Annotated in this window: 26 protein-coding genes and 2 tRNA genes; 5 read left to right on the forward strand and 23 right to left on the reverse strand. The window is 60.4% G+C overall.

Annotation, left to right across the window (positions count from 1 at the left end):
* Positions 1–2 precede the first annotated feature (2 nt).
* The 6 genes from ASD07_RS01950 to ASD07_RS01975 form a co-directional block, all read right to left on the reverse strand.
* Entirely contained in the window at positions 3–1,109 is a 1,107-nt protein-coding gene (locus ASD07_RS01950) for a PilW family protein (protein WP_055924349.1), read from the reverse strand.
* A 15-nt stretch (positions 1,110–1,124) separates the two neighbouring features.
* The gene (locus ASD07_RS01955) at positions 1,125–1,514 is read right to left on the reverse strand and encodes a prepilin-type N-terminal cleavage/methylation domain-containing protein (protein ID WP_055924352.1); all 390 of its coding nucleotides are present in this window, start codon (positions 1,512–1,514) and stop codon (positions 1,125–1,127) included.
* Positions 1,515–1,524: 10 nt separating this feature from the next.
* Entirely contained in the window at positions 1,525–2,121 is a 597-nt protein-coding gene (locus ASD07_RS01960) for a GspH/FimT family pseudopilin (protein ID WP_082507056.1), read from the reverse strand.
* Positions 2,115–2,573 (reverse strand): type IV pilin protein, encoded by a 459-nt coding sequence (locus ASD07_RS01965; RefSeq protein ID WP_055924357.1) that lies wholly within the window; start codon positions 2,571–2,573, stop codon positions 2,115–2,117. The genes ASD07_RS01960 and ASD07_RS01965 overlap by 7 nt, the downstream gene beginning before the upstream one ends.
* 97 nt (positions 2,574–2,670) lie before the next feature.
* The gene (locus tag ASD07_RS01970) at positions 2,671–4,011 is read right to left on the reverse strand and encodes a sensor histidine kinase (RefSeq protein WP_055924360.1); all 1,341 of its coding nucleotides are present in this window, start codon (positions 4,009–4,011) and stop codon (positions 2,671–2,673) included.
* Positions 4,012–4,016: 5 nt separating this feature from the next.
* Entirely contained in the window at positions 4,017–4,688 is a 672-nt protein-coding gene (locus ASD07_RS01975) for a response regulator transcription factor (protein WP_055924363.1), read from the reverse strand.
* Positions 4,689–4,996: 308 nt separating this feature from the next.
* Between ASD07_RS01975 and ASD07_RS01980 the strand changes: the two genes are divergently transcribed.
* Positions 4,997–5,806: a Crp/Fnr family transcriptional regulator gene (locus ASD07_RS01980; RefSeq protein ID WP_055924366.1), complete on the forward strand. Its 810-nt coding sequence runs from the start codon at positions 4,997–4,999 to the stop codon at positions 5,804–5,806.
* On the opposite strand, the gene ASD07_RS01985 is transcribed toward ASD07_RS01980, so the two are convergent.
* The 12 genes from ASD07_RS01985 to ASD07_RS02040 form a co-directional block, all read right to left on the reverse strand.
* Positions 5,709–7,241: a CHASE3 domain-containing protein gene (locus ASD07_RS01985; RefSeq protein WP_055924369.1), complete on the reverse strand. Its 1,533-nt coding sequence runs from the start codon at positions 7,239–7,241 to the stop codon at positions 5,709–5,711. The two genes, ASD07_RS01980 and ASD07_RS01985, sit on opposite strands and share 98 nt — an antisense overlap.
* A gap of 81 nt (positions 7,242–7,322) precedes the next feature.
* The gene (locus ASD07_RS01990) at positions 7,323–7,955 is read right to left on the reverse strand and encodes a response regulator transcription factor (RefSeq protein ID WP_055924372.1); all 633 of its coding nucleotides are present in this window, start codon (positions 7,953–7,955) and stop codon (positions 7,323–7,325) included.
* Positions 7,956–8,109: 154 nt separating this feature from the next.
* Entirely contained in the window at positions 8,110–8,508 is a 399-nt protein-coding gene (locus ASD07_RS01995) for a MerR family transcriptional regulator (protein ID WP_055924375.1), read from the reverse strand.
* A gap of 17 nt (positions 8,509–8,525) precedes the next feature.
* Positions 8,526–8,873 carry an integration host factor subunit alpha gene (locus tag ASD07_RS02000; protein ID WP_055925271.1) on the reverse strand — a complete coding sequence of 116 codons (348 nt, stop codon included), beginning with the start codon at positions 8,871–8,873 and terminating at the stop codon, positions 8,526–8,528.
* 137 nt (positions 8,874–9,010) lie between these two features.
* Complete coding sequence (gene pheT / locus ASD07_RS02005; RefSeq protein WP_055924378.1) at positions 9,011–11,437, reverse strand: phenylalanine--tRNA ligase subunit beta; 2,427 nt, start codon at positions 11,435–11,437, stop codon at positions 9,011–9,013.
* Positions 11,438–11,459: 22 nt separating this feature from the next.
* Positions 11,460–12,476 carry a phenylalanine--tRNA ligase subunit alpha gene (gene pheS / locus ASD07_RS02010; RefSeq protein WP_055924381.1) on the reverse strand — a complete coding sequence of 339 codons (1,017 nt, stop codon included), beginning with the start codon at positions 12,474–12,476 and terminating at the stop codon, positions 11,460–11,462.
* Positions 12,477–12,574: 98 nt separating this feature from the next.
* A complete protein-coding gene (gene rplT / locus ASD07_RS02015; RefSeq protein WP_028101213.1) occupies positions 12,575–12,934 on the reverse strand; it encodes a 50S ribosomal protein L20 in 360 nt (119 codons plus the stop codon).
* A 24-nt stretch (positions 12,935–12,958) separates the two neighbouring features.
* On the reverse strand, positions 12,959–13,156 hold the full coding sequence (gene rpmI, locus ASD07_RS02020) for a 50S ribosomal protein L35 (RefSeq protein WP_028101212.1): 198 nt from the start codon (positions 13,154–13,156) through the stop codon (positions 12,959–12,961).
* 149 nt (positions 13,157–13,305) lie between these two features.
* On the reverse strand, positions 13,306–13,830 hold the full coding sequence (gene infC / locus ASD07_RS02025; protein ID WP_082507057.1) for a translation initiation factor IF-3: 525 nt from the start codon (positions 13,828–13,830) through the stop codon (positions 13,306–13,308).
* 49 nt (positions 13,831–13,879) lie between these two features.
* Positions 13,880–15,787 carry a threonine--tRNA ligase gene (gene thrS, locus ASD07_RS02030; RefSeq protein ID WP_055924387.1) on the reverse strand — a complete coding sequence of 636 codons (1,908 nt, stop codon included), beginning with the start codon at positions 15,785–15,787 and terminating at the stop codon, positions 13,880–13,882.
* Between the two features lie 181 nt (positions 15,788–15,968).
* A tRNA-Val gene (locus ASD07_RS02035) sits at positions 15,969–16,045 on the reverse strand.
* Positions 16,046–16,079: 34 nt separating this feature from the next.
* Positions 16,080–16,156, reverse strand: a tRNA-Val gene (locus ASD07_RS02040).
* 79 nt (positions 16,157–16,235) lie between these two features.
* Here ASD07_RS02040 and ASD07_RS02045 point away from each other — a divergent pair.
* Positions 16,236–17,141, forward strand: a complete 906-nt coding sequence (locus tag ASD07_RS02045; protein ID WP_055924390.1) for a cation diffusion facilitator family transporter — start codon at positions 16,236–16,238, stop codon at positions 17,139–17,141.
* A gap of 120 nt (positions 17,142–17,261) precedes the next feature.
* The gene (gene pepA / locus ASD07_RS02050; protein ID WP_156397818.1) at positions 17,262–18,116 is read left to right on the forward strand and encodes a flocculation-associated PEP-CTERM protein PepA; all 855 of its coding nucleotides are present in this window, start codon (positions 17,262–17,264) and stop codon (positions 18,114–18,116) included.
* Here pepA and ASD07_RS02055 read toward each other — a convergent pair.
* The gene (locus ASD07_RS02055) at positions 18,093–18,572 is read right to left on the reverse strand and encodes a lipocalin-like domain-containing protein (protein ID WP_082507058.1); all 480 of its coding nucleotides are present in this window, start codon (positions 18,570–18,572) and stop codon (positions 18,093–18,095) included. The genes pepA and ASD07_RS02055 overlap by 24 nt on opposite strands.
* 99 nt (positions 18,573–18,671) lie before the next feature.
* Between ASD07_RS02055 and ASD07_RS02060 the strand changes: the two genes are divergently transcribed.
* Complete coding sequence (locus ASD07_RS02060; RefSeq protein WP_055924399.1) at positions 18,672–19,520, forward strand: LysR family transcriptional regulator; 849 nt, start codon at positions 18,672–18,674, stop codon at positions 19,518–19,520.
* A gap of 71 nt (positions 19,521–19,591) precedes the next feature.
* On the opposite strand, the gene ASD07_RS02065 is transcribed toward ASD07_RS02060, so the two are convergent.
* Genes ASD07_RS02065 through ASD07_RS02075 form a run of 3 tightly spaced genes read right to left on the reverse strand, consistent with a single transcriptional unit; the run spans position 19,592 to position 23,106 of the window.
* Positions 19,592–21,841: a bifunctional (p)ppGpp synthetase/guanosine-3',5'-bis(diphosphate) 3'-pyrophosphohydrolase gene (locus ASD07_RS02065; RefSeq protein ID WP_055924402.1), complete on the reverse strand. Its 2,250-nt coding sequence runs from the start codon at positions 21,839–21,841 to the stop codon at positions 19,592–19,594.
* Positions 21,842–21,867: 26 nt separating this feature from the next.
* Positions 21,868–22,215, reverse strand: a complete 348-nt coding sequence (locus ASD07_RS02070) for a RidA family protein (RefSeq protein ID WP_055924404.1) — start codon at positions 22,213–22,215, stop codon at positions 21,868–21,870.
* Between the two features lie 9 nt (positions 22,216–22,224).
* Entirely contained in the window at positions 22,225–23,106 is an 882-nt protein-coding gene (locus ASD07_RS02075; RefSeq protein ID WP_055924408.1) for an alpha/beta fold hydrolase, read from the reverse strand.
* A 73-nt stretch (positions 23,107–23,179) separates the two neighbouring features.
* Here ASD07_RS02075 and ASD07_RS02080 point away from each other — a divergent pair, with 73 nt between their 5' ends.
* Positions 23,180–23,974 (forward strand): 3-hydroxybutyrate dehydrogenase, encoded by a 795-nt coding sequence (locus ASD07_RS02080; RefSeq protein ID WP_055924411.1) that lies wholly within the window; start codon positions 23,180–23,182, stop codon positions 23,972–23,974.
* Here the strand turns inward: ASD07_RS02080 and ASD07_RS02085 are convergent, their stop codons facing one another.
* Positions 23,975–24,511: a gamma carbonic anhydrase family protein gene (locus tag ASD07_RS02085; protein ID WP_055925274.1), complete on the reverse strand. Its 537-nt coding sequence runs from the start codon at positions 24,509–24,511 to the stop codon at positions 23,975–23,977.
* Positions 24,512–24,543 lie beyond the last annotated feature (32 nt).

Raw genomic sequence — 24,543 nt, forward strand, 5'->3', positions numbered from 1 at the left:
TCTTATCCCCAAATGACATTGCGCAACGGCACAATCGTCTCGAACACTTTGTAGCGGTAGCACTTCCAGTCGGCCGGATAGCTGGTGGTCTTGAAGGTTGCCCAGCTTGACCAGTTAGCGACCATGGTATCGGTCGTAGTGGTGCATTGCGCACCGGCAGCCGGCTTCTCGTACTGCACACTGCGCGCCACCAGGGCGACGCGCACCGCTTTGACGAGCAGGAATTGCGCCGGCGTTGGATGGGCCCAGGTACCGGTGGCCGAGACCCAGGAATCGACCTTTTTCGGGTCGGCAAGCGCGATCCCGTACTGAAGCTGCATGTCGACGATTTCCGGCGCCACCACATCGTTCACGATTGCCGGGTTGGCCGAATTATCGGAACGCAGCAACTGGTGCAGGTTATTCACGCTATAGGAGCGCTGGTACAAGGCGCCGCCCGGCGGCGCGCCGAAACAGGACAGTTTTGCCGTCTTCGTGTAGGCAGGCCAGTTGTTGGCAGTCTGGTAGGCGGCCGGTGGATTGTAATGTCCGCTGGCGCCGGGATTGTGCTGGATTTTCAGGGCCTCGTCCTGGATCTGGGTCGCCTGCATCAGCGTGCACTTACCGTTCTGCTGCACCAGGATCATGTCGCCCTCACGGCAGCCTGCCGTGTTGCCGACATTGAGTTCGGCCGATGGCTGCGGCATATTGCTGCGCAGTTCCGTGCTGGACGGGTAGCGGAACGAACCTTCCTTTGGGTTGGCGAAGTACTGCACCAGGAAGCTGTCGGGGTTGTCGCCGCCATCGGTGATCACGGCTGGCGCCATCGATAAGCCAGTGAGCGGGCCGGCCGTACCGCCGCAGCTGATGTCGCCGTCGCAGTAGCTGTAGGTCGTATTGCAGCCGGAGAACATCGAATTGGCCATGCCCCAGCCTGCCATCTTGCCATCGCGTTCGATCATGGACAGGGCAATCGCGCCGTTGCTCTGCGCATCGGCGCCGCCGGTGGCGGTGCGCTTTTGCCCTTCCGCCTGGCTGAACACCTGCATTACGACCACCATGGCCAGCATGCCGACGCCCAGGCCCACCATGATCTCGACCAGGCCGAAACCGTTTTGCTTGTCGTGCATTGGATTATTCCTTTTTTAACCGGCGATAAACTGCACGCTGGTCTGTGTGTGAGCCTGGCTTTCGCCCGGCGCTTTCCAACTGACGGACACCGTGACCGTAACGCCTGCCGCAGCGTTCCATGGCCCCGACACCGCGATGGTCAGTTTCCCGTTCGGCAAAGTGCTGACTGCCTGGTCCCTGACGACATACGCCTGGACGTTCTCGCGATCCACCCAAATCGCGCCCAGCGACTGGCTGACGAGATTGGCCGCGTCGATGCGGTACTTGGCGTCGCTTACCTGGCGCACGGAAGCCGACTGCAAGCCGACAATGGCCAGCACGCCGAATGCAAAGATGACGATGGCAACCAGGGCCTCTACCAGCGCTATGCCGCTTTGCTTGCGCAATGTGCGTTGAGATTTCATGAATTTCTCCTTAGCTGCAGCCGCGAGGGTCGGTGGCAAACGCGATTTTCGGGTCGCACATGCGAATCTGGCCGCCGCTTGACACCACCACCACATAGCGGCGCGCGCTGGCGTTGGCCGTGCTGGTCACGTCGGCGCGGTTGAACAGGGATCCCGCCGGCGGCGTCAACACACGGCCCAGTCCATCGAAATTGACTTCGGCCGGCAGTGCGCCCGCGTCCGTGATCAGGGCCGTGAAATAGCCGGCGGGCGCCGGCACCGGAATCGGGTCGGCGCTGACGGTCACTTTGGCCATCGCGCCGCTTTCAGCAGCCGGACGGCTCTGGATGTCAGCAGGGCAATTGGCAGTCACGGTCGGGCAGCCGACAGTCCAGCTTACCTTGCCGTCCACGTCGGTCAGGCTGAAGCGCACCACCGTATTGCGCCGCACCGCTTCGGCGCGCGCAGTCTGCAAGCCGTTCAGGATCGATTCGGCGGCAGTGCGGTTATGCGTGTCCTGGATCCAGCTGGAGAACGCCGGAATGCCCATCGCCAGCAGGCCTGCGAGGATGGCAACGCTGACCATCACCTCGATCAGCGTCATGCCCTGTTGGCGACGGCTTAACATGCGCCACCCTTTTTGCGCACCCAGCAGGTAATCGGCGCCGAGTCGGAGGCCGTGCCCCAGCCAGTTGGCAAGGCAACGGTCTTCTTGTTGTTCGACTCGTCGATCGTGTAGGCGAAACCGGCGACCGCGCCGCTGCCCACGGCCTTCACGACATAGGTGGTGGCGGTCAGGGTTGGACAGGTATAGGTGAAGTCATCCGCAGCTGGCAGCGCGGCAATGGTGCCGGCGGCGCAGGCGCCAATATAAGTGCGGTTGTCCTGGAAGTATTGCTCCAGCTTGGCGCGCATGGCGGAAAGGTTATTGGTCGCCTGCGGCAGGCGGCCGGTCTTGATGTAATCCGAATAGGCGGGGATTGCCACCGCGGCAAGGATGGCAATGATTGCCACTGTCACCATCAGTTCAATCAGCGTGAAGCCCATCTGGCGGGATGCGCTGGCCTGGTGCTGGTCCATGTATTTGCTCCAAAACTGGTATTTGATAATGCAAGTCTAGACAAGCAAGCTTGCATTACCCTGAGGAAAACCTGACAAATACCTGACAGGAGCAGTTTTATGAGGGGAAATACACGGAAAACAGTGCGCCCCGCCCACTGGCAGGGGTGTCGATGGCCACGCTGGCGCCATGGGCAGTGGCAATATCGCGCACAATGGCCAGGCCGATGCCACTGCCATTGGTCTTTTCATCGAGCCGCTGGAAGCGCTGGAAGACGGCGGTGCGCTTGGCCGGCGGGATGCCGGGGCCGGAGTCTTCCACCGTCAGCATGCCGCCGCCCAGGTGCGGGAAGCAGCTGACCGTCACCGTACCTTGGGGCGGCGTGTAGCGGATGGCATTGTCGACCAGGTTATCGACCAGGTCGCGCAGCAGGAAACGGTCGCCGGTGACTTTGGTGTGCTGCAAGTCGAAGCCAAGGTCGATATCCTTGCGCAGCGCCTGCTCCACGAAATGCTGGATCGACTCTTCCAGCAACTGGTCGAGCGACATGCGCTCCATGCGCGTCTTGCGCAAGGGGCCGGGCTCGGCACGCGCCAGCGCCAGCAACTGGTTGACCTGGCGGATCATTCGCTCGATCGAGGCCTGCATCATCGCCAGCGACGAGGCCACGGCAGGCGTGCATTGCTGCGCCGCCAGCAGTTCGATCTGGGTCCGCATGCCGGCCAGCGGCGTGCGCAACTGGTGCGCCACGTTGGCCAGGAAGTCCTGCTGCGCCTGCGCGCCTTCACGCACGCGTTCCAGCAGGCCATTGAAAGAGCGCACCATCGGCATTACTTCCAGCGGCACGTCGGCCGGCGGGATCGGCGACACGTCTTCGGCGCTGCGCGCCTGGATTCCGGCCCTTACCTTATGCAGCGGCGCCAGGCCGCTGGTCACCGACAACCACACCAGCCCAACCGAGGCCAGCGTGAACACGGCCGCCAGCGGCAGCATGGCGCGCACGATGGCGGTACGGGCCTGGCCGCGCTTGCGCAGTGTCTTGGCCACCACCACGATGCCCTGCTGCTGGCCGGTCAGCACCGGCAGCGCCACCATGCGCACCGGGTTCATTTCCACCACGCTGTCGACTGCGGGCGCACCGGCACGCGCCGGCAGTCGCGGCAACATGCGGTCGCCCGCCACCAGGCGGCCCTGGCTGTCGCGCACGGAAAAATACACTTTGTCGAATTCGTCTTCCCGCAGCACGCGTTCGGCGGCCGGCAGCAAGTCCAGCACCAGCCGCCCTTCACGTTCGCTGACATGGGCGCCCAGCATGGCGGCGGCGTCGCTCAGCGACTGGTCAAAGGCAATCTGGGCCGGGATCCAGGCCAGCGCATAGCTCAGCGTCACGCCGGCCAGGTTCAGCAAAAGAACCGGGCCGATCAGCCACTTGAGCAGGCGCAGGCGGATGCTATCCAAGGATCTTACCCATTGGCCGGTTCCAGCATATAGCCAAAGCCGCGGATGGTGCGGATGCTGATGCCGGCATCGGCGGTCTTCTGGCGGATGCGCGAAATGTAGACCTCGACCGCGTTGGGCGTCACATCCTCGCCCCACGGCAAGATGGCATCGATAATCTGCTGTTTGCTGACCACGCGCGCACTATGCTGCAGCAGGTATTCCAGCACTGCCCATTCGCGCACCGACAGGTCGATCACCGCATCGCGCACGCGGGCGCGCTTGGCCCCGAGGTCCAGCACCAGCGAACCCATTTGCAGCACGCTGGGTTTGGGTGCGTGGCGCCGCGCCAGCGCCCGCAGGCGCGCCACCAGTTCCGGCGTGGCAAACGGCTTGACCAGGTAATCGTCGGCGCCCAGTTCCAGGCCGCGCACGCGGTCTTCCACCGCATCGCGCGCCGTCAGCAACAGGACGGGCAACTGGCTGCCGCGGGCGCGCAGGCGGCGCACTACTTCAAAGCCGTCCAGCCCCGGCAGGCCGATATCGAGCACCAGCACGTCGACCGGGCCCGGGCGCTGCAGCACGGCATCGGCTTCGCTGCCGTTTTGCAGCAGCTCCACCTTCATGCCATGGCCGGACAACACCCGGAGCACGCCATCGGCCAATACTGCGTCGTCTTCTACCAGGATTACGTGCATGAGGCTTGGAATAAGTTGAATACCGCGCATTATGCCCCGATTCATCACGAGGTAACAATTGGCAACTGATGGGCAACACGGTCCGATGCGGCCCTGCCGGTACCCATTTTCAACAGTGCGCCAGCTAAAATTACAATGTTGTAGGACTAGCCTGACAAACTGCCATGTTGCCAGCCTACATGAAGGAGGTAACAGGTCTTATGTTCATCTCTCACATAGAAAATTAAAGTATTACCAACGCGATCGGCAAGCAGCACGTCTAGGAATGCCGACTGCAATACCGTGTACTTTAGTTCTGTGAGGATAAAATGAACAACACTCAACTTAGCATCTCTGCCAGGAACTCGCTGTCGCAAGCAATGCCTATTGGTTCGACCGAGTTCAAAGTTGCGTCCCGGCCTGTTGTCAGCTACAGCGGCGCCCAGCAAAACGAACTGCTGGCAGCCCTCCCTCGTGAAGCACTGGAAGCCCTGTTTGAGCACCTTGAGCTGGTGCAGTTGCCTTTCGGCAAGGAATTGTTTGAATTCGGCAGCAAGCTCGAATATGTGTATTTCCCGACCACCGCCATCCTGTCCCTGTTGTACGTGATGGAAGACGGGGCCACCACCGAGATCGCCGTCGTCGGCCACGAAGGCGTGGTAGGCGTGTCGATGTTTGCCGGTGAACGCGCCATGAGCACCGCCGTGGTGCAAAGCGCCGGCTACGGCTACCGCCTGAAAGCGCAAGCCCTGCGCGACGCTTTCAACCAGGGCGGCGCCCTGCCCCAGCTGCTGATGCGCTATAACGCGGCATTGTTTGCGCAGATGGCGCAAAACGCCGTCGGCGGCCGCCACAGCTCGATCGAGCAGAAACTCTGCCGCTGGCTGCTCGATCGCCTGGACCGTTCCGCCAGCAACGAACTGAAGGTGACCCAGGAAATGATTTCGATCATGCTGGGCGTACGCCGCGAATCCATCACCGCCGCCGCCGGCAAGCTGCAGGAAGACGGCATGATCACCTACCGCCGCGGCAACATCACGGTCATTGATCGTGAAGGTCTGGAACGATATGCGGGCGAATGCTATAAGGTGGCGAAGGTTGAGTATGATCGTCTGCTCGCTGATGTAGCGTGCTGCTAGGATGCAGCATTGCCGGGGGCACGGCGCCGACTGTGCGCTTGCCCCGGCCTTTCAGGGGAATATAAACCTCGATACAGGTTCCCCGGTCTCCCCGCCCCCGGCGGATGTTCAGAATCCCGCCCAGCAACAAAGCCCGCTCCCGCATCCCCAGCAAGCCATGCGACATCGGCTTGGCCAGCGTAGGAGCGGCAATCCCGATACCATCGTCGATAATGCGCAGCACCAGCATGTCGTCGCGCTGCAGCTTGAGCGAGACGCTGACATGGCCGGCCTTGGCATATTTGCGGATATTGGTCAGCGATTCCTGCACGATACGGAACAAGGCAATCGACAGGCTGCTGTCGCCCGCCTTGGCCACTGCATCGATGTCGGGGCCAATCTCGGTCTCGCACGGGATATTGGCCATGCGCGTGAAGTCTTCGCAGTAGCTGTCGATCGCCGCGCACAGCCCCAGGTTGTCCAGCAGGCTTGGGCGCAAATCTTCGATGATGCGGCGCTTCAGCTCCACCGTATCGACCAGCGTACCGCGCGCCCGGCGCAATTGCGCGGCCAGTTCCGGATTGGTCTTTTGCAGCTGGTGCGCGACAGCGGCGATATCCATGCTGATCGAAGTCAGGTTGGCACCCATCTCGTCGTGCAGCTCGCGCGACAGGCGCATCTTTTCTTCTTCGCTGATTGAAATCAGGTGGCGCGACAGCACCGATAGTTGTTCGGTACGCTGCTGCACCATCGATTCCAGGCTTTCATTGGACAGCTGCAGCGCATGCTCCACCGCTGCCCGGTGCACGAAGCTGCGCCTTACCAGCTGGTAGAACATCACCAGCACCACGATCGCGATGGCGTTGATGCCGGCCCCCATCACCACAGCCTTCTGGTATTCCTGGTAGAAGCTGGCGGCGCGCGCCGACATCGCCTCGCCCTGCTCGCGCACCATGATCACCACTTGCAGGCGGATTTCATCCATGCCGCTGCGCTCGTCGCTGACCCTGGCGATATTGACGATGTCGTCCAGCCCGCCGTGCCTGTAGACTTCGATCGCCTGGGTCAGGATGGCCACGCGCTTGCGCACCAGCACCTGCAATTGCTGCAGGTTTTTCAACTGGATAGGGTTATTGGCGAGCAGCTTTTCCAGCTCGCGGAATTGATGCTCGGATTCCGTCACCACCGAGCGCGTCGGCCCGAGGTAGGTCTCCTTGCCGGAAATGAAGTAGCCGCGCGCACTGCTGTCGGCATCCAGGACCAGCACATTCAGATACTGCAAGCGCTCGGCCACGCGCGAGCTCAGGGCCAACTGTTCATTGGCACCTTTCAGCGATTGCAGGTTATGGAACAGGCTGAAACCGTTGACAATCAGGATCAGCGCGCAGGTAACGCACAAGAGCGTTTTATAAAGCGGCAGCCGGTGCCGCGGCGCTGGTTCGATGGTGAAGTACATTTTCCCCATTATAGACCCGCAGCAAGATGCTGCCGCACGGAAAGCTAATTGTGCAGCACCGCAAAAATGTAACCAGACGTATCAGTCCAGCAGGTTGTTTTTCATTGCGTAGTACGTCAAGTCACTATTCGACTGCAAGCCCATCTTCTCCATAATGCGCGTGCGGTAGGTACTGACGGTCTTGATGCTCAGCGAAAGCGCCGTGCCGATGTCGGACACGGTGGCGCCGCGTGCCAGGCGCAGGAACACCTGGAATTCGCGGTCCGACAGCTCCGTATGCAGGGCCGTATTCGGATCGCGGTCGAAGCTTTGCGCCAGCAGTTCGCCCACTTGCGAACTGACATAGCGCCGCCCCTGGTGCACCGTGCGCACGGCATTGATCAGCTCTTCCGGGTCGCATTCCTTGTTCAGGTACCCGTTGGCGCCCATCTTGAACAGGTTGAGCGCATATTGCTGGGCTGGATAGCCGGACAGGATCAGCACCGGCAAGTCCGGCTGGCCCTGGCGGATGGTACGCAGAGTATCGATACCGCTCTGGTCCGGCATGGCGATGTCAAGCAAAAGCACATCGCACACTTCCTTGCGTGCGATGTCGAGCGCCTCGCGCCCGGTACTCCCTTCGGCGACTACGCTGAATTCGTCCGACGACGAAAAGATTTGCTTGAAACCTGCCCGTACAATCTGGTGGTCATCACAGATGGCTACGCGAATCATTGTCTTCCCTCTTGAATTCCTAGCTTGGGAACGGAGCCAGCGTCTGCAGTATCACTAGCAAAATCATAACGTTAATATTGTAGCACCAATGGTTTAACAGTTTAGCCGAGTCTAACCGAAAAAAAGGACGCCTAAGCGCCCTTGCTACAGCTGCTTACAACTTTAGTAGCTTGAGGATGCTGTGCAGCTCGCTGCGCAGCATTTCCCGGTCCAGCGGCGGCGCTTCGTGTGCCATGCCAGGAGCTTCATCATACTCGCCTTGCGCCGAATCGGCAGCGCGGCTATCAAGCTTGTTGCGGGCACCGCTGATCGTAAAGCCCTGCTCGTACAGCAACTCGCGGATGCGGCGGATCAGCAGCACTTCATGATGCTGGTAATAGCGGCGGTTGCCGCGCCGTTTGACCGGTTTCAGCTGGGTGAATTCCTGCTCCCAATAGCGCAGCACATGCGGCTTGACGCCGCACAGTTCGCTGACCTCGCCAATGGTGAAATAGCGCTTCGCCGGAATCGGCGGCAACACTACCAGGTCTGCCTTGCCAGGTCGGTCGGTCATTCACGCACCTATGCAGTTCAGGATGCGCGCGCCGTGCCGGCGCTGTCTTCGACCATGCCTTTCAGCTTTTGGCTGGCGTGGAACGTCACCACACGGCGTGCCGTGATCGGGATTTCCTCGCCGGTTTTCGGATTGCGGCCCGGACGCTGCGGCTTGTCGCGCAGCTGGAAGTTGCCGAAACCGGACAGCTTCACCGCCTCGCCACGTTCGAGCGCATTGCGGATTTCGTCAAAGAAGGTCTCGACCATGTCCTTGGCCTCGCGCTTGTTCAGGCCCACCTGTTCGAACAAAAGTTCGGCCAGTTCCGCCTTGGTCAGCGTAGGCAAATCTTTTTCAGCTTCCTGGCGTACCTTGGCATTCTGCATGGCGCTGTGCAGTTCGGCGTCCAATGCGGATTCAAGTACGGCGGAATCGACGTCGTTGTTATTAATTTTGCTGCCCTGCCTTTTAAAGTACATGAGTCCGGCAGTGCCGGACTCGCTGGTGATACTGGATTGTTAAATCAAGCCCGCAGTTTCGCACCGTGTGCCAGGACAACGTGAGCGGTCAGCGTCTTCATCAACTCGTCCACGACATCGTCCTGCAGGGTGTTTTGAGTATCTTGCAAGCTAAAGCGGAAAGCAAGCGATTTTTCGTCGCTTTCCAGGCCTTGGCCGCGATATTCATCAAACAAAACAATGGCTTGCACAATGCGCCCTTGAGCATGGGCCGTTACGGCGCCATGGAAGGCGTCGAGCAGGTCCTGCACTGGAACGGCTTGCTTCACCACCAAGGCCACGTCGCGCGCGGTGCCGGGGAACTTGGAAATCTCTTCATATTCTGGCACGTCGCGTTGCTGTAGCGCAACGGCATCGACTTCAAACAGGACCGGTGCCTTCGGCAGGTCGTACTTTTGCAGCCAGCGCGGATGCAATTCGCCGATGAAGCCGATGACTTTGCCGTCCAGCTCCACCGAAGCAGCGCGGCCCGGGTGGAGGGCTGGGTGCGCCAGCTTGGCAAAGCGCAGCTGGCGCGGCGCGAACAGGGCTTCCAGGTCGGCCTTGACGTCGAAGAAGTCGACGTCGCGGGCTTTCTGGCCCCACTGCTCGTCGGCGACCGGGCCGTAGGCCATGGCCGCAACGCGCTGCGGCTGGTCGTAGCCGGCCACGGTCAGCGGACCGTCCTGCACCGAGGCGTCGCGCTTGAAGATGGCGCCGACTTCGAACAGGCGCACGCGCGGCTGTTTGCGGTTCAGGTTGTAGCGCACATTAGCCACCAGGCTGCCGATCAGCGACGAGCGCATGACGGACATCTGGGAAGCGATCGGGTTCTGCAGCTTGATCGGGCTGTCGTTGCCGTTGAAATCGAGCTCCCACTGCGCTTCCACAAAGCTCATGTTGACCACTTCCTGGAAGCCCAGGTCGGCCAGCTGGTGGCGCACGGCGAAGATCGAGCGGGTATTTTCGGGGGCGATCAGCATCTCGGCCGCGGCCACCGGCGGCAGGGTCGGGATGTTCTCGAATCCGTACACACGGGCCACTTCTTCGATCAGGTCTTCCTCGATTTCGATGTCGAAGCGGTAGGACGGCGCGGTGACGCTGAATACCCCGTCGGCCAGCTTGAACTCGAGGCCCAGGCGCTTGAAGATGTCGGCGATCATGTCGTCGTTGAGCGCAACGCCGATCACCTTCGCCGCACGTGCAGTGCGCATTTGCACTGGCGCGCGCTGCGGCAGGTTGACGACCTGGTCGTCGATGGCGCCGACCATGGTGTCAGGCGTACCGCAGACTTCCAGCAGCAGCGCAGTGATGCGCTCCAGGTGCTCAGGGATCGAGGCGAAGTCCACGCCGCGCTCGAAGCGGTGCGCCGCGTCGGTCGAGAAGTTGTACTTGCGGGCACGGCCCTGGATGGCGTTCGGCCACCAGAATGCTGCTTCCAGGTAGATGTTGGCAGTGTCGTCCGACACGGCGGTGGCGTCGCCGCCCATGATGCCGGCCAGCGATTCCAGTTCCTTGTCGTCGGCGATTACGCCAACCCACTCATCGACTTCAATCGTGTTGCCGTTCAGGAGCTTGATCTGCTCGCCCTTCCTGCCCCAGCGGACGTCCAGCGAACCGTGGATCTTGTCGAGATCGAACACGTGCGAAGGACGGCCCATTTCCAGCATCACGTAGTTGGAAATGTCCACCAGTGCCGACACAGGGCGCTGGCCGCTGCGCTCCAGGCGCTGCTTCATCCAGGCCGGGGTTTCGGCTTTGGCGTTCAGGCCGCGGATTACGCGGCCGGCGAACCGGCCGCACAGGTCGGGTGCACTCACCTTCACTGCCAGCTTCTCGTCCAGCGTGACCGGCACGATGCGGTTCTGCGGCAGGCTCAGTTGCGAGCCGGTCAATGCCGCCACTTCGCGCGCCACGCCCAGCACCGACAGGCAGTCCGCCTTGTTCGGGGTCAGCTTGATGGTGAATTTCAGGTCGTTCAGCGCGAAGTAGTCGCGGATGTTCTGGCCGATCGGCGCGTCGTCCGGCAGCTCGATCAGGCCGCCGTGGTCTTCCGACAGCTTCAGTTCGCGCGCGGAGCACAGCATGCCCTGCGACTCGACGCCGCGCAGCTCGCCAACCTTGATTTCGAACGGCTTGCCGTCGGCGCCCGGCGGCAGTACGGCGCCGGCCATGGCGCATGCCACTTTCAGGCCCGGACGCACGTTCGGCGCGCCGCAGACGATGTTCAGCAGCGTGCCGGTGCCCACATCCACCTGGCAGACATTCAGGCGGTCGGCATTCGGGTGCTTGGCGGTTTCGCGCACATGGCCCACCACCACGTTGGTGAATGGCGGCGCGACAGGATCGATGTCTTCCACTTCGAGGCCGGACATGGTCAGCATGTGTGCCAGTTCATCCGAAGTCATCTTCGGATCGACCATTGTGCGCAGCCAGTTTTCAGAGAATTGCATGTTTGGGTGCCTTCGTATTCTTTTAGTTGAACTGTTTCAGGAAGCGCAAATCGCCTTCGTAGAACAGGCGCAGGTCATTCACGCCATAGCGCAGCATGGTCAGGCGCTCAAGGCCGGAGCCGAATGCGAAGCCGATGTACTTCTCTGGATCGAGGCCGAAGTTGCGCACCACGTTCGGATGCACCTGGCCCGAGCCGGACACTTCCAGCCAGCGCCCTTTCAGGGGGCCGCTGCCGAAGGCGATGTCGATCTCCGCCGACGGTTCGGTGAACGGGAAATACGAAGGACGGAAACGCACTTGCAGGTCGTCCGTCTCAAAGAAAGCTTTGACGAAATTCAGGTACACGCCCTTCAGGTCGGCGAAGGAAATGTCTTCCGCGATCCACAGGCCTTCGACCTGGTGGAACATCGGCGAATGGGTCGCATCGGAGTCGACGCGGTAGGTGCGGCCAGGTGCAATCACCTTGATCGGCGGCTTGTTGTTGCGCGCATAGCGCACCTGCATCGGCGAGGTGTGGGTACGCAGCAGCAGCGGCTTGCCGGTGCTGTCGTTGCCTTCAACGTAGAAGGTGTCCTGCATCGAGCGCGCCGGATGGTTCTCAGGCGAATTCAGTGCGGTGAAGTTGGTCCAGTCGGTTTCAATCTCAGGTCCGGCAGCGACGTCGAAGCCGATCGAGCGGAAGATCTCTTCCACACGCTCCCAGGTGCGCATCACGGGATGGATGCCGCCTTGGGAACGGCCGCGGCCCGGCAGCGATACGTCGATCGCTTCAGCATTCAGGCGCAGCTGCAGTTGGGCTTCGGCCAGCGCATCACGGCGCGCTGTCAGCGCGGCCTCGATCTGCACTTTGGCGGCATTGATCAGGGCGCCCTGCGCCTTCTTCTCTTCAGGGTCCAGTTTGCCCAGGCCCTTCATCATTTCGGTGATCTGGCCAGTCTTGCCAAGGTATTTGGCTTTGGCGTTTTCAAGTGCGGCAGCGTCTGCGGCGGCGAGGAAGTCAGCCTGCGCGGAGACGACGAGTTGTTCGAGCGAGTTCATCCGACTTTTTCCTGTTTTGGAAATTAAAAACGGGACATAGCTAAGCCATGTCCCGCTTCTTATGAGCACCGCCCGAAGGCGGCACACATCACTGGCAATTAAGCAGCGATCTTGGCTTTGACGACGTTGACAATCGCTGCAAATGCAGGCTTGTCCATCACAGCCATATCAGCCAGGACCTTACGGTCCAGTTCAATAGCGGCCTTCTTCAGACCGTTCATGAACACGCTGTAGGTCACGCCGTGTTCGCGGGCAGCCGCGTTGATACGGGTGATCCACAGGGCGCGGAAGACGCGCTTCTTGTTACGACGGTCGCGGTATGCGTACTGGCCAGCGCGCATCACTGCTTGCTTGGCAATACGGAATACTTTACTGCGACGACCGCGGTAACCCTTGGCCAGGTTCAGTACTTTTTTATGACGGGCACGCGCGGTAACCCCACGTTTTACTCGAGGCATAGTAGCTCCTTAAATAATGTGAGATTAAGCGGTTGGCATCATACGCAGAACGCTAGTCACGTCCGACGCATTGATGTTACGGGTACCACGCAGCTGACGCTTGTTTTTGGTGGTCTTCTTGGTCAGGATGTGGCGTTTGAAGGCCATGCCCGACTTAACGGTGCCACCTGGGCGCACGCGAAAACGCTTTTTCGCGGAGCTCTTAGTTTTCATTTTTGGCATGTGAATGCTCCAATAATGACCGGATTGTAGGTGGCAACAACTCTGCTGCACTTTTAGTGCCTACTCTCACGGGAACCCAGGAGTATAACATAACTCCTGGAAAAACAAAGGGCAGACCGCAGTCTGCCCTTCTTAGCCTCGGAGGCCGATTACTTCTTTTTCTTCGGCGCCAGGATCATGATCATCTGGCGGCCTTCCATTTTCGGGAACTGCTCAACCTGGCCTACCGCCTCCAGGTCAGCCTTCAGACGCTCCAGCATACGCATGCCGATGTCCTGGTGGGCCATTTCACGGCCGCGGAAACGCAGGGTGATCTTGGTCTTGTCGCCCTCTTCCAGGAACTTGGTCAGGTTACGCAGCTTGATGTTGTAGTCGCCATCATCGGTGCCCGGACGGAATTTGACTTCCTTCACCGAGATCACCTTCTGCTTCAACTTGGCTTCGTGCGCCTTTTTCTGTTCCGAATACTTGAACTTACCGTAATCCATCAGCCGGCAGACTGGGGGACTCGCGTTCGGCGCGATCTCGACCAGGTCGACATCGGCCTCTTCCGCCAGGCGGAAGGCTTCGGCCAGGCTTACGATGCCCAGCGGTTCATTTTCCACACCCGACAGACGCATTTCAGGGTGGGTGATCTCGCCATTGATGCGATGGGAAGACTTGTCAGTAGCTATGGTGTTTCCTTCAATTTTGGTTAGTCGGCCGGTTGCGGTGTTTCACGCATCAGGCTTTGGTAGCGACGTCTTGCTGCAGTCGCTCCACCAGGGCTTCGATCGACATGACGCCCAGATCGATATTGCCCCGGGCACGCACGGCCACGGTGTTGGCATCCCGTTCTTTGTCGCCCACCACGAGGATGAAAGGCACTTTTTGGACGGAATGTTCGCGGATTTTATACGTAATCTTCTCGTTGCGCAAATCAGCAGCAACGCGGAAGCCCAGCTTGCGCAGCCTGGTTTCAAGCGCTTTGCAGTAATCCGCCTGGGCATCGCTGATGTTCAGAATCGATACTTGCTGGGGGGCAAGCCACATCGGCAGCGCACCGGCATAGTTCTCAATCAGGATGCCGATGAAGCGCTCGAGCGAACCCACGATGGCACGGTGCAGCATGACCGGGGTCTTGCGGGTGTTGTCATCCGCAACATATTCCGCACCGAGGCGGCCCGGCATGAAGAAGTCGACCTGCATGGTGCCAACCTGCCATGGACGGCCCAGCGAATCCTTCAGGTGGTACTCGATCTTCGGCCCGTAGAAAGCACCCTCGCCTGGCAGCTCGGTCCAGGTCACGCCGCAGGCGCGCAGGCCGGAGCGCAGCGCCTCTTCAGCCTTATCCCATACCTCGTCGTCGCCGATGCGGTTGTCCGGACGCAGCGCCAGCTTGACGTCAATGTTCTCGAAATGGAAATCTTTATAAACCTCCATCGCCTGCTGGTGGAAGGACACCACTTCCGGCTCGATCTGCTCGTTGGTGCAGAAGATGTGTCCATCATCCTGGGTGAAACCGCGCACGCGCATGATGCCGTGCAGGGCGCCGGAAGGCTCGTTGCGGTGGCACTGGCCGAATTCACCGTAACGCAGCGGCAGGTCGCGATAAGAACGCAGGTCGCTGTTGAAGATCTGCACGTGGCCCGGGCAATTCATCGGCTTCAGCGCGTAGGAACGGTTTTCGGACTCGGTCACGAACATGTTCTCGCGGTAGTTTTCCCAGTGTCCGGTCTTGCCCCACAGCGAAGCGTCCAGGATCTGCGGCGCCTTCACTTCCTGGTAGCCGTTTTCCTGGTACTTGCGGCGCATGTATTGCTCCACTTGCTGCCAGATGGTCCAGCCTTTGGGATGCCAGAACACCAGGCCTGGAGCCTCGTCCTGGAAGTGGAAGAAGTCGAGCTGCTTACCCAGCTTGCGGTGGTCGCGCTTCTCCGCCTCTTCCAGCTGGAACAGATACTGCTCCTGGTCTTCCTTCTTGGTCCAGGCGGTGCCGTACACGCGCTGCAGCATTTCGTTCTTGCTGTCGCCGCGCCAGTAGGCGCCGGCCAGCTTCATCAGCTTGAAGACCTTCAGCTTGCCGGTCGACGGCACGTGCGGACCACGGCACAAGTCGGTGAAGCTCCCCTCGGTGTACAGCGACACGTCTTCATTGGACGGGATCGAAGCAATGATCTCGGCCTTGTAATGTTCGTTGATGGACTTGAAGTAAGCCACGGCCTCGTCGCGCGGCAGGACCTTGCGGGTCACCTGCTCGTCTTTCTTCGCCAGCTCGGCCATCTTCTTCTCGATCGCCACCAGGTCGTCCGGGGTGAACGGACGCTTGTAGGAGAAGTCGTAGTAGAAGCCATTCTCGATGACCGGGCCGATGGTCACTTGCGCATCAGGGAACAGCTCCTTGACGGCGTAGGCCAGCAAGTGGGCGGTCGAGTGGCGAATCACGTCCAGGCCTTCCGCATCCTTTTCGGTCACGATGGCGACGTCGGAGTCCTTCTCGATCAGGAAGGAAGTATCGACGACCTTGCCATCAACCTTGCCGGCCAGGGCCGCCTTGCCCAGGCTGGTGCTGATGTTGGACGCAACTTGTGCCACGGTCAGCGGGGCATCGAATTGACGGACGGAACCGTCGGGCAGTCGGACTGAAACCATTATGGATCTCCGGAAGAAAAAGGTAATGCTGGAAAAAATGGACGAAAAAAAACGCGGGCTAGCCGCGTTTTTCTTCAATTGAACAAGCAAAAGAAAGCCGATCGACTAGCGTCACTCACCAACCTTGATGGTAGTTCGCGGTGTCATAACCGGTGTGCCTTTCTCGCTCTTACAAAATGTCTGGTGGGCGGTGAGGAATTCGAATCCCCGACCCCTTGGATGTCGACCAAGTATTCTAACCAGCTGAACTAACCGCCCGTGTCTTTTGCAATGGTACTACATAAAAATATTCTGGTGGGCGGTGAGGAATTCGAATCCCCGACCCCTTGGATGTCGACCAAGTATTCTAACCAGCTGAACTAACCGCCCGAGAGCCAGCATTATAGAGAGCACTTCCCTCTGTGACAAGTGTTTTCCGAAGAAAACATTGCTGCTATATTCAGAGCCTATGCAAAACCACGATTCCACCCACCTGCACGCCCATTTGGATGGCGACGCGCAGCACGCCCACTTCAACGAACATCGCAGCCAGGCAGCGCTGGCAGCCGCATTGGCACTGACTTTGGGCTTTGCCGTGGTCGAAGTGGTGGCTGGCTTCATGGCCAATTCATTGGCCCTGATTTCCGATGCCGGCCATATGGTGACCGATGCCGCAGCGCTCGGCCTGGCCCTGCTGGCGCAACTGATTGCCAAGCGCCGCCCTTCCGCGCGCTACTCTTTCGGTTTCGGCCGCGCCGAAGCGCTAGCCGCTTTCGTCAATGGGCTGGCAATGCTGGTTGTCGTCGGATGGATTGTGTTTGAAGCAGTCCAACGCTTCGCTTCACCAGTGCCGGTGCAAGGCGGCACGGTGCTGGTCGTCGCCGCCATCGGCCTTGCGGTCAACGTGCTCGTCGCGTGGAGCCTGTCGCGCGACAAGGAAAGCATGAATACCCGCGCCGCACTGGTCCACGTGCTGGGCGACCTGCTTGGCTCCGTCGCCGCTCTGATCGCCGGCGGCGTGATCATGGCAACCGGCTGGATGCAGATTGACCCGATTCTCTCTCTGCTGGTGTCGCTGCTGATTCTCAAATCGACCATCGGCGTGCTGCGCGAATCCTTCCACCATTTGATGGAAGGCGTGCCCGATAGCGCCGACTACGCCCAGATCGGCGCCGACCTGGCCGAAGTCCCGGGCGTCCTTTCCGTGCACGATCTGCACGTATGGGAAATGTCGCCCGGCCAGCCGGCCTTGATCGGCCACCTTGAAATCGACGACTTGCAGGAATGGCCGCAAATCCTGCACAACGTCAAAGCCATGCTACTGGCAAAGCATGGAATCGATCACATCACGCTTCAAGCCGAACCGCAGCTCTAATGAAAACGTCGGCGCAATTGACGCACGCGCCGACGTAACAGGCGGGACACTCCGGGCACAAATGATGCTCATCAGGATATTAGCCGAACGGCTAATTCCTCATCATTCCCGGAGGTCACAATGCATAATCTTCCAAAACTTGGGGCAGCCATGACCCTGGCACTGGCGCTCGCCAACGCCAATGCCTCACCTGCCTTTCTGATCAATCCGAATTCGAATGGCGGCGCCCTGACCAACGGTGGCCAGACGTTCCGCGCCACGGCAATCAACGGCATTTCATCACACCGCATCAGCTATTCCGGCAATCCCTTGCTCGCTGCCGGCGCAGGCGCCACTTACGTCTCGAAAGGCTATGTGACCTTTGACAGCTTTTCCGACAACGGCATGCCAGTCTCTGCAGGAAGAAGCCGAGCCAATCTTGACTATGGACTGTATGGCACATTCCAGACTACATTCCATTGCAATTCCCTGCTTGGCCATGGCGTCGGCTGCCAGATCACCAATTTCGATTTCGATATGTATGCCGATCCGGGCGCCGACAACATCTATCACGCCGCCACCCTGGCAGCGGATGGTTGGGTCGATACGTTCGGCCAGCAATACAAACTGGCGCACTCCAGCCATGCGGTACGGCACGGCCTTGGCGGCCTGAACGAGTTAGGTGGCGCCTTCGTCAACCTGAATTTCGGCTGGACACTCACCGACGAGGGCAAGGCATACTTTATCGACCCGGTTCCGTTCTACTCTGCCGCCTTCAGTGCATCCAATAACACCAGCCTTGGCATCTTGTGCGATACCGCCAACTGTGCCGACGCACGCATTGTCGCTATTTCGTCCATCAGCGGAATCCAGGATTTCAATGGAATTCCCGAACCTGGCGCCTTATGTTTGTTCGGGCTCGGGCTGATGGCCTTGCGGGTGTCGCCGCGCCTTACATTGCGCAAAGGCTTGTCACGGCAAGCGTCGCCAAACTGAGATCGGCACATCGCCATCAGGTCGCGGCGGCACCCGCCATTCGAGGACGTCACCCCGCAACTGGTATCCGCGCCGCTGCACCGATCCATCCCATTGTGGATTCGAGGCAGCGGTGATGCGGAACACCAGCTTGTCCTGCTCCACGGAGATGCTGCCGAAATGGGCGCTCATGGCGAGCAATAGCCGCTTGTACTCTTGCGCCCCGGCCGCGCGAAAGTCGCCTTCGAAAGGCGGCCTTTCGGCATGGTAGATCTGCAGCGCATATCGCCCGTCGCTTGCCACATTCAGCATGCCGCGCGGTTTCGCACCGTAATCGTTACTTCGACTGCCGTCGCGATGCTCCCGATAGGCACCGATCAGCTCCCACGAGCCGGCCAGGCCCGCCGTGGCAGCGGGCATATCGGTGGCCGCCGCCGCGCCACAAAGCACCAACGTAGCCAAAACAAATTTCCTCATTGCAAACCTCCATTCTGTTGGACACTCGATAAAGGATAGCTGGCTTGATCGCGCAGTAATATTGCAAAAACCTCGCGCCACCCGTGCATAATTGCACCGATGGATACCCCTGACTGGAACGATCTTCGCTACTTCCTTGCCGTCATCGAGTCTGGCTCGCTGTCTGCAGCCGCGCGCTCGCTTGGTGTTGAGCACACAACCGTCTCGCGCCGCATCGAGGCGCTCGAAAAAGTACTGGGCGTGCGGCTATTTGACCGCTTCGCACGCGGGTGGTCATTAACCACTGCTGGCGCAGAGCTACTACCCCAGGCGCGCCGCGTGGAGGAGGAAATCCAGGGATTGCTGCGGCTGGCGACTGGCGCTGCCGACGGATTTGGCACGGTGCGCATTTCCGCACCACCAGCCATTGCAGCCCATTGGATCGCGCCGCGCTTGGCAGGGTTGCATGCGCAACTGTCGGGAATTCAAATCGAGTTGGGTGCCGAACCGGCCCACGTGGATTTATCGCGGCGCGAGGCAGATATCGCGATCCGTTTTCGTCGGCCATTAGCGCCCGATCTGGCGGTACGGGTCGTCGCAACCGTCAAATATTATCTGTGCGCCACGCCTGAATATCTCGCCTCGCATAACCCGGACCAATGGGAATTTATCGGCTACGACGAAAGCCTCGCAGAAACACCGCAGCAGGAGTGGCTGGAAGCATTTGCGGCGGGCCGGCCCTATGTTTTTTACAGCAACGACCTTAATTCAATTGCGGCGGCAGTGCGTTTTGCGGCTGGCATTGCAATCCTGCCTGATTACCTCGCCGCGGGCTTGATAATCCCCGACATTATCTGCCCGGTGCAGCGCGAACTATGGATGGTGATTCACGATGATGTGCGCAAATCGCCTCGCGTGCGGCGCACTGCCGACCTGATCGCACAACTGTTCAGCAGCCCAGCGAACTAGCTTCTGGCTGCAACGCGCCAAGCCTTGGCACGTTGCAGGCAAGCCCGCAGAGGGAGGCAAGTCGCCTCGACTCAAGCACGGCGGGCTTCGAGGATGCCGCTGACTTCGCAGATCGCAGCGAGGGCTTTTTGCAATTGGCTGGTAGCTCCGATCTCGACCGTAAATGTCATGCGGGCCTGGCCTTTGGCAGACTGGGTATTTACACCGGTAACGTTGATTTTCTCGCGCGAGAAAATCTCGGAGATATCTCGCAGTAATCCCTGGCGGTCGGCAGCCAATACAAACAGATCGACCGGGAATACCGTATCGGAGCGGGCTGCGCCCCATGCCGTCACGATTACCCGTTCGGGCGCCTTGGAACGCATTTCGGCAAAGTTTTTGCACGAGGCGCGGTGAATCGACACACCTTTGCCGCGCGTGACAAAACCGACAATTGGATCGGGTGGCGCCGGTTTGCAGCATTTGGCCAGTTGCGTCATCAAGCCATCGGTGCCAACCACCAAGACGCCCGATTTGGCGCCCGATTCCACGCTCGAAATGCGGCTCTTATTCACCGCCACCTGGTCGGTGGAATCCTCTTCCGATTCAGCCGGGTCGCGCAAGGCGGCTTCGACGTGGCGCAGCGAGAACTCATCCTTGCCAACAGCCAGGAACAGGTCATCCACTTTGCCAAAGCCCAGCTTTTGCGCCAGGGTTTCCAGGTTGACGGCAGTCTTGCCTTCACGCTGCAGCGATTTCTCGACCAGGGAACGGCCGTTGGCGACAGTTTCCTGCACGTCGATGGCGTGGAACCACGCACGTACCTTGGTACGCGTCCGGTTCGAAACCGTGTAGCCAGGGCTCAGCCAGTCGCGCGACGGGCCAGCCGTGCCGGGCGCGCCCTTGGCGGTAATAACTTCGCAAGTTTGCCCGCTTTTCAAGGCGGTATTCAGCGGCACCATCTGGCCGTCGACGCGCGCACCGCGGCAGCGGTGGCCCACGTCGCTGTGCAGGTGGTAGGCGAAATCGATCGGCGTAGCGCCGACCGGCAGTTCGATCACGCGCGCCTGCGGCGTCAGCACGAAAATGCGGTCGTCCAGCGTGGCGGACTTGAGTTTCTCGACCCATTCGCGCTGCTGGTCCTCGTTATTGACTACAGCATCGGCAACTTCGGTTTTCCAGGCCAGCAGCTGGCGCAGCCAGGCGATCTTCTCGTCATATTGCTGGCCTTTGAAGTTGGAACCGCCCTCCTCCTTGTAGCGCCAGTGCGCAGCCACGCCGTATTCCGCGAAGCCGTGCATCTCCTGCGTGCGGATCTGCACTTCGAGCGGTCGGCCATCGTCCGCCGTCACCACGGTGTGCAGCGACTGGTAGCCGTTTGCCTTGGGACGGGAAATGTAATCGTCGAATTCTTTGGGGATCGGGGTCCAGATATTGTGGACCACGCCGAGCACCGTATAGCAGGTCTTCACGTCGTCGACGATCACGCGGAAGGCGCGCACATCGTACAGTTCCGAGAAGTCCAGGTCCTTGCCCTTCATCTTGTTCCAGATGGAATAGATGTGCTTGGGCCGGCCGAAGACTTCGGCCTTGATGCCCGCTGCAGCCAATTCGGACTGCAGGCGCGCAATGGAAGACGTGACGAAGCTCTCGCGCGCCATGCGCTTCTCTTCCAGCATCTTCGCAATGCGCTTGTAGGTATCCGGCTCGATGAAGCGGAACGACAGGTCTTCCAGCTCCCACTTGATCTGCCAAATGCCGAGGCGGTTGGCCAGCGGAGCGTAAAGGTCCAGGGTTTCGCGGCCGTAAGCCCGTGTCACTTCATCAAAGCGCTTGATATCGGAGAAGTAACGCAAGGTGGTGCAGCAGGATGCAAGGCGCACCAGCACCACGCGCATGTCGGTGGCCATTGCCAGCAGCATCTTGCGCAGCGACTCGACCTGGGCCATAGCCTGCTGCGCCGCATTCTTGGTGCGCGCAGCGCTGCCGGAAGACGCCAGCGTCAGTTCGCGCAGCCGGATCAATTGGCGCACGCCAGCCACCAAGTCGTTGACTTCCTGGCCGTAGCGCGGCTCGATGAAAGGGGCGGTATCGGCGTCGAGCAGGGTCAGCTCGAACATCAGTGCCGCGATGCGGGTTTCCGCATCGGTGCGCAGGATGGCCAGTGTGCTGGCCACCCCGACGGCAAACTCCAGGGCATCCTGCCCGTGGCCGGTGATACGTCCGCTGTACGCCTGGCTGGCGTGGTCGAGCGCAGCCAGCACGCGCGCCCCATCGTCGGCGGACAAGCCTTGTACCAGCGCGTCCGTCGTTGCGCTATTGAGAGCCGCGATTGAAACCATTGCTGAAACCTTTACGTACTTCTAACTTACTTCTGGGCGGCAGTCACCACGATTTCGATGAGCCATTCAGGATTCGCCAGTTGCGCCTGGACAGTCGCGCGCGGCGGGGTATTGCCTTCCACAACCCAGGCTTCCCACACTTCATTCATGGCGGCGAAATTGGCCAGGTCGGTGATGTAGATCTGGGCGCGCAGGATGTGCGCCTTGTCGCTGCCGGCTTCGGCCAGCAGGCGGTCGATGTGGCCCAGCACTTCCGCAGTCTGCGCCTTGATGTCGCCAGCCTTTTCGGCGATCTGGCCGGCCAGGTACACGGTGCCGTTATGGACGGCGATTTCCGACATGCGCTTACCTACGTGAAAACGTTTGATTTCCATGCTTCTCTCTTAGTGGTTCAACAAAAAATCTTTCGCAATCGCGATCTGGTCGTCGTGCAGGAAGGTCGGCGCGTGACCGACGTCCGGGATTTCCACCAGCCTGGCTTTCGGACCGCGCTGCGTCATGGCTTCCGCAGTTTCGCGCGACAGCAGGTCGGAATTGGCGCCGCGCACCAGCAAGGTCGGGCAGCGGATCGCATCGTAGGCCGCCCACAGCATGGCTTCGTCGGCCTTGGCCGATTCCGGCGTCACAGACTGGAACGGCAAGGCCAGGCCCATGTCGTAGTGGCGCACCCACGAGCCGTCCCTGTCCTGGCGCAGCACGTCGGCGGCCAGCTTATGCCATTCCGCATCCGTGTGTTCGCCGAACGTAGTCGAAACCATCTTCACGAATTCGGCGCCAGCCTTGAAGGTCGGGAAGCGCACTTCCTGCGCGATGTAATCGCCGATGCGCTGGATCGCCAGCGAATCCAATGTGGGGCCGATATCGTTCAATACCAGCTTGCTGACCGGATTATCCGGCAGCGAGGCCAGGCCCATGCCGATCAAGCCGCCCATGGATGTGCCGAACCAGTCGACCGTCTGGCGCTCGCCATTGGCCAGCACGCGCGCCAGCAGCGTCACCATATCGCTGACATATTGCGGCAATCGGTAGAGCTGGGGATTGACCAGGCTGCCGGAACGGCCGCGGCCCACCACATCGGGACAGACCACCCGGTAATCCTTGCACAGCGACTGTGCAAGATTGTCAAAATCATCCGAAACACGGGTAACGCCGTGCACGCAGACCAGTACGTCCGGGTTGTCTTCTTCGCCCCATTCCTTGTATGCCATCTGGTGCAAACCAGACATGGAGAAACACTGAACGGACTTGATTTTAGCTTCTGGCATTCGGTTCCTCGCTCCCCGTACTATTGGTTTTTGCGCTACATTCTACATTGGCTAACTAATTATAGGGGACCAAATGGTCAGCACGGCTCTGCGCGGCAAAACTGCGCTCGTAACCGGCTCTACTTCCGGCATCGGCCTGGGCATCGCGCGCAGCCTGGCAGCGGAAGGCGCCAACATCGTATTGAACGGCTTTGGCGACGCGGGCGAAATCGCCCGTCTGCAGGAATCGCTGGCCGCCGAATTCGGCGTGCAGGCAGGCTACCACGGCGCCGACATGAGCAAGCCGGCCGACATCGAGGCCATGATGGCCTATGCTGCCGGCAAATTCGGCGGCGTCGACGTGCTGGTAAATAACGCCGGCATCCAGCACGTGGCCAACATCGAAGACTTCCCGGCCGAACGCTGGGATGCCATCATCGCCATCAACCTGACTTCGGCCTTCCACACCACCCGCCTGGCACTGCCGCACATGAAGGCGCGCAACTGGGGCCGCATCATCAACCTCGCTTCCGTACACGGGCTGGTGGCATCGGCCGGCAAGTCCGCCTACGTCGCTGCCAAGCACGGCCTGGTTGGCTTTACCAAGGCCACGGCGCTGGAAACCGCCAAGACCGGCATCACCTGCAACGCCATCTGCCCTGGCTGGGTCTTGACGCCGCTGGTGCAGAAACAGGTCGATGCCCGCGCCGAAAAGGACGGCCTGTCCAACGAAGCGGCCAAAGCTGCCCTGCTGGCGGAAAAACAGCCGTCTGGCGAATTCGTCACGCCGGAGGAGCTGGGTGCCATGGCGGTCTTCCTGTGCTCCGATGCCGCCCGGCAGATGCGCGGCGTGGCCTGGAATATGGATGGCGGCTGGGTCGCTCAGTAATCAGTCCTGCTGCGCCAGGTAGTTATTCTTCAGGCGCATATAGTGCTCGGCCGAGTACTTGAAATGCGCAATCTCCTGTTCGGTCAGCTCGCGGATGCGCATCGCGGGCCGGCCGACATACAGTCCACCACTCTTCAGCACCTTGCCGGGAGCCACCAGGCTGCCCGCCCCGACCATCACGTGCTTTTCGATGACCACGTCATCCATGATGATCGAACCCATGCCGACCAGGCATTCGTCGCCGATGGTGCAGCCATGCAGCAGCACCGAATGCGCAATCGTGACGTGCTTGCCGATCGTCAGGGCCGCCCCTTCCGGTTTGGCTGCAGAACGGTGCGATACGTGGCACATGGCAAAGTCCTGTACGTTGCTGCCTTCGCCGATCGTGATGCGATTGACGTCGCCGCGCACCACCGCATTGCACCAGATCGAAGCATCGCGGCCGATGCTGACGTCGCCGACGATTTGCGCGGACTGGTGGACGAACACGCCGTCTGCCAGCTGGGGGAAGGTATCGAGGTAGGGTTGCAGGGTCATGCCAGGATTATATGGCGTGCGGCGCTGCAGCA

Origin of the sequence: Duganella sp. Root336D2 (genome assembly GCF_001425005.1) — a bacterium.
GTDB lineage: Bacteria > Pseudomonadota > Gammaproteobacteria > Burkholderiales > Burkholderiaceae_D > Rugamonas.

What these genes read in the sequence shown, in the direction of transcription:
- ASD07_RS01950 (WP_055924349.1), bottom strand. Translation starts at nt 1,109, where the DNA reads ATGCACGACAAGCAAAACGGTTTCGGCCTGGTCGAGATCATGGTGGGC.
- ASD07_RS01955 (WP_055924352.1), bottom strand. Translation starts at nt 1,514, where the DNA reads ATGAAATCTCAACGCACATTGCGCAAGCAAAGCGGCATAGCGCTGGTA.
- ASD07_RS01960 (WP_082507056.1), bottom strand. Translation starts at nt 2,121, where the DNA reads ATGTTAAGCCGTCGCCAACAGGGCATGACGCTGATCGAGGTGATGGTC.
- ASD07_RS01965 (WP_055924357.1), bottom strand. Translation starts at nt 2,573, where the DNA reads ATGGACCAGCACCAGGCCAGCGCATCCCGCCAGATGGGCTTCACGCTG.
- ASD07_RS01975 (WP_055924363.1), bottom strand. Translation starts at nt 4,688, where the DNA reads ATGCACGTAATCCTGGTAGAAGACGACGCAGTATTGGCCGATGGCGTG.
- ASD07_RS01980 (WP_055924366.1), top strand. Translation starts at nt 4,997, where the DNA reads ATGAACAACACTCAACTTAGCATCTCTGCCAGGAACTCGCTGTCGCAA.
- ASD07_RS01985 (WP_055924369.1), bottom strand. Translation starts at nt 7,241, where the DNA reads ATGTACTTCACCATCGAACCAGCGCCGCGGCACCGGCTGCCGCTTTAT.
- ASD07_RS01990 (WP_055924372.1), bottom strand. Translation starts at nt 7,955, where the DNA reads ATGATTCGCGTAGCCATCTGTGATGACCACCAGATTGTACGGGCAGGT.
- ASD07_RS01995 (WP_055924375.1), bottom strand. Translation starts at nt 8,508, where the DNA reads ATGACCGACCGACCTGGCAAGGCAGACCTGGTAGTGTTGCCGCCGATT.
- ASD07_RS02000 (WP_055925271.1), bottom strand. Translation starts at nt 8,873, where the DNA reads ATGCAGAATGCCAAGGTACGCCAGGAAGCTGAAAAAGATTTGCCTACG.
- pheT (WP_055924378.1), bottom strand. Translation starts at nt 11,437, where the DNA reads ATGCAATTCTCTGAAAACTGGCTGCGCACAATGGTCGATCCGAAGATG.
- pheS (WP_055924381.1), bottom strand. Translation starts at nt 12,476, where the DNA reads ATGAACTCGCTCGAACAACTCGTCGTCTCCGCGCAGGCTGACTTCCTC.
- rplT (WP_028101213.1), bottom strand. Translation starts at nt 12,934, where the DNA reads ATGCCTCGAGTAAAACGTGGGGTTACCGCGCGTGCCCGTCATAAAAAA.
- rpmI (WP_028101212.1), bottom strand. Translation starts at nt 13,156, where the DNA reads ATGCCAAAAATGAAAACTAAGAGCTCCGCGAAAAAGCGTTTTCGCGTG.
- thrS (WP_055924387.1), bottom strand. Translation starts at nt 15,787, where the DNA reads ATGGTTTCAGTCCGACTGCCCGACGGTTCCGTCCGTCAATTCGATGCC.
- ASD07_RS02045 (WP_055924390.1), top strand. Translation starts at nt 16,236, where the DNA reads ATGCAAAACCACGATTCCACCCACCTGCACGCCCATTTGGATGGCGAC.
- pepA (WP_156397818.1), top strand. Translation starts at nt 17,262, where the DNA reads ATGCATAATCTTCCAAAACTTGGGGCAGCCATGACCCTGGCACTGGCG.
- ASD07_RS02055 (WP_082507058.1), bottom strand. Translation starts at nt 18,572, where the DNA reads ATGAGGAAATTTGTTTTGGCTACGTTGGTGCTTTGTGGCGCGGCGGCG.
- ASD07_RS02060 (WP_055924399.1), top strand. Translation starts at nt 18,672, where the DNA reads ATGGATACCCCTGACTGGAACGATCTTCGCTACTTCCTTGCCGTCATC.
- ASD07_RS02065 (WP_055924402.1), bottom strand. Translation starts at nt 21,841, where the DNA reads ATGGTTTCAATCGCGGCTCTCAATAGCGCAACGACGGACGCGCTGGTA.
- ASD07_RS02070 (WP_055924404.1), bottom strand. Translation starts at nt 22,215, where the DNA reads ATGGAAATCAAACGTTTTCACGTAGGTAAGCGCATGTCGGAAATCGCC.
- ASD07_RS02075 (WP_055924408.1), bottom strand. Translation starts at nt 23,106, where the DNA reads ATGCCAGAAGCTAAAATCAAGTCCGTTCAGTGTTTCTCCATGTCTGGT.
- ASD07_RS02080 (WP_055924411.1), top strand. Translation starts at nt 23,180, where the DNA reads ATGGTCAGCACGGCTCTGCGCGGCAAAACTGCGCTCGTAACCGGCTCT.
- ASD07_RS02085 (WP_055925274.1), bottom strand. Translation starts at nt 24,511, where the DNA reads ATGACCCTGCAACCCTACCTCGATACCTTCCCCCAGCTGGCAGACGGC.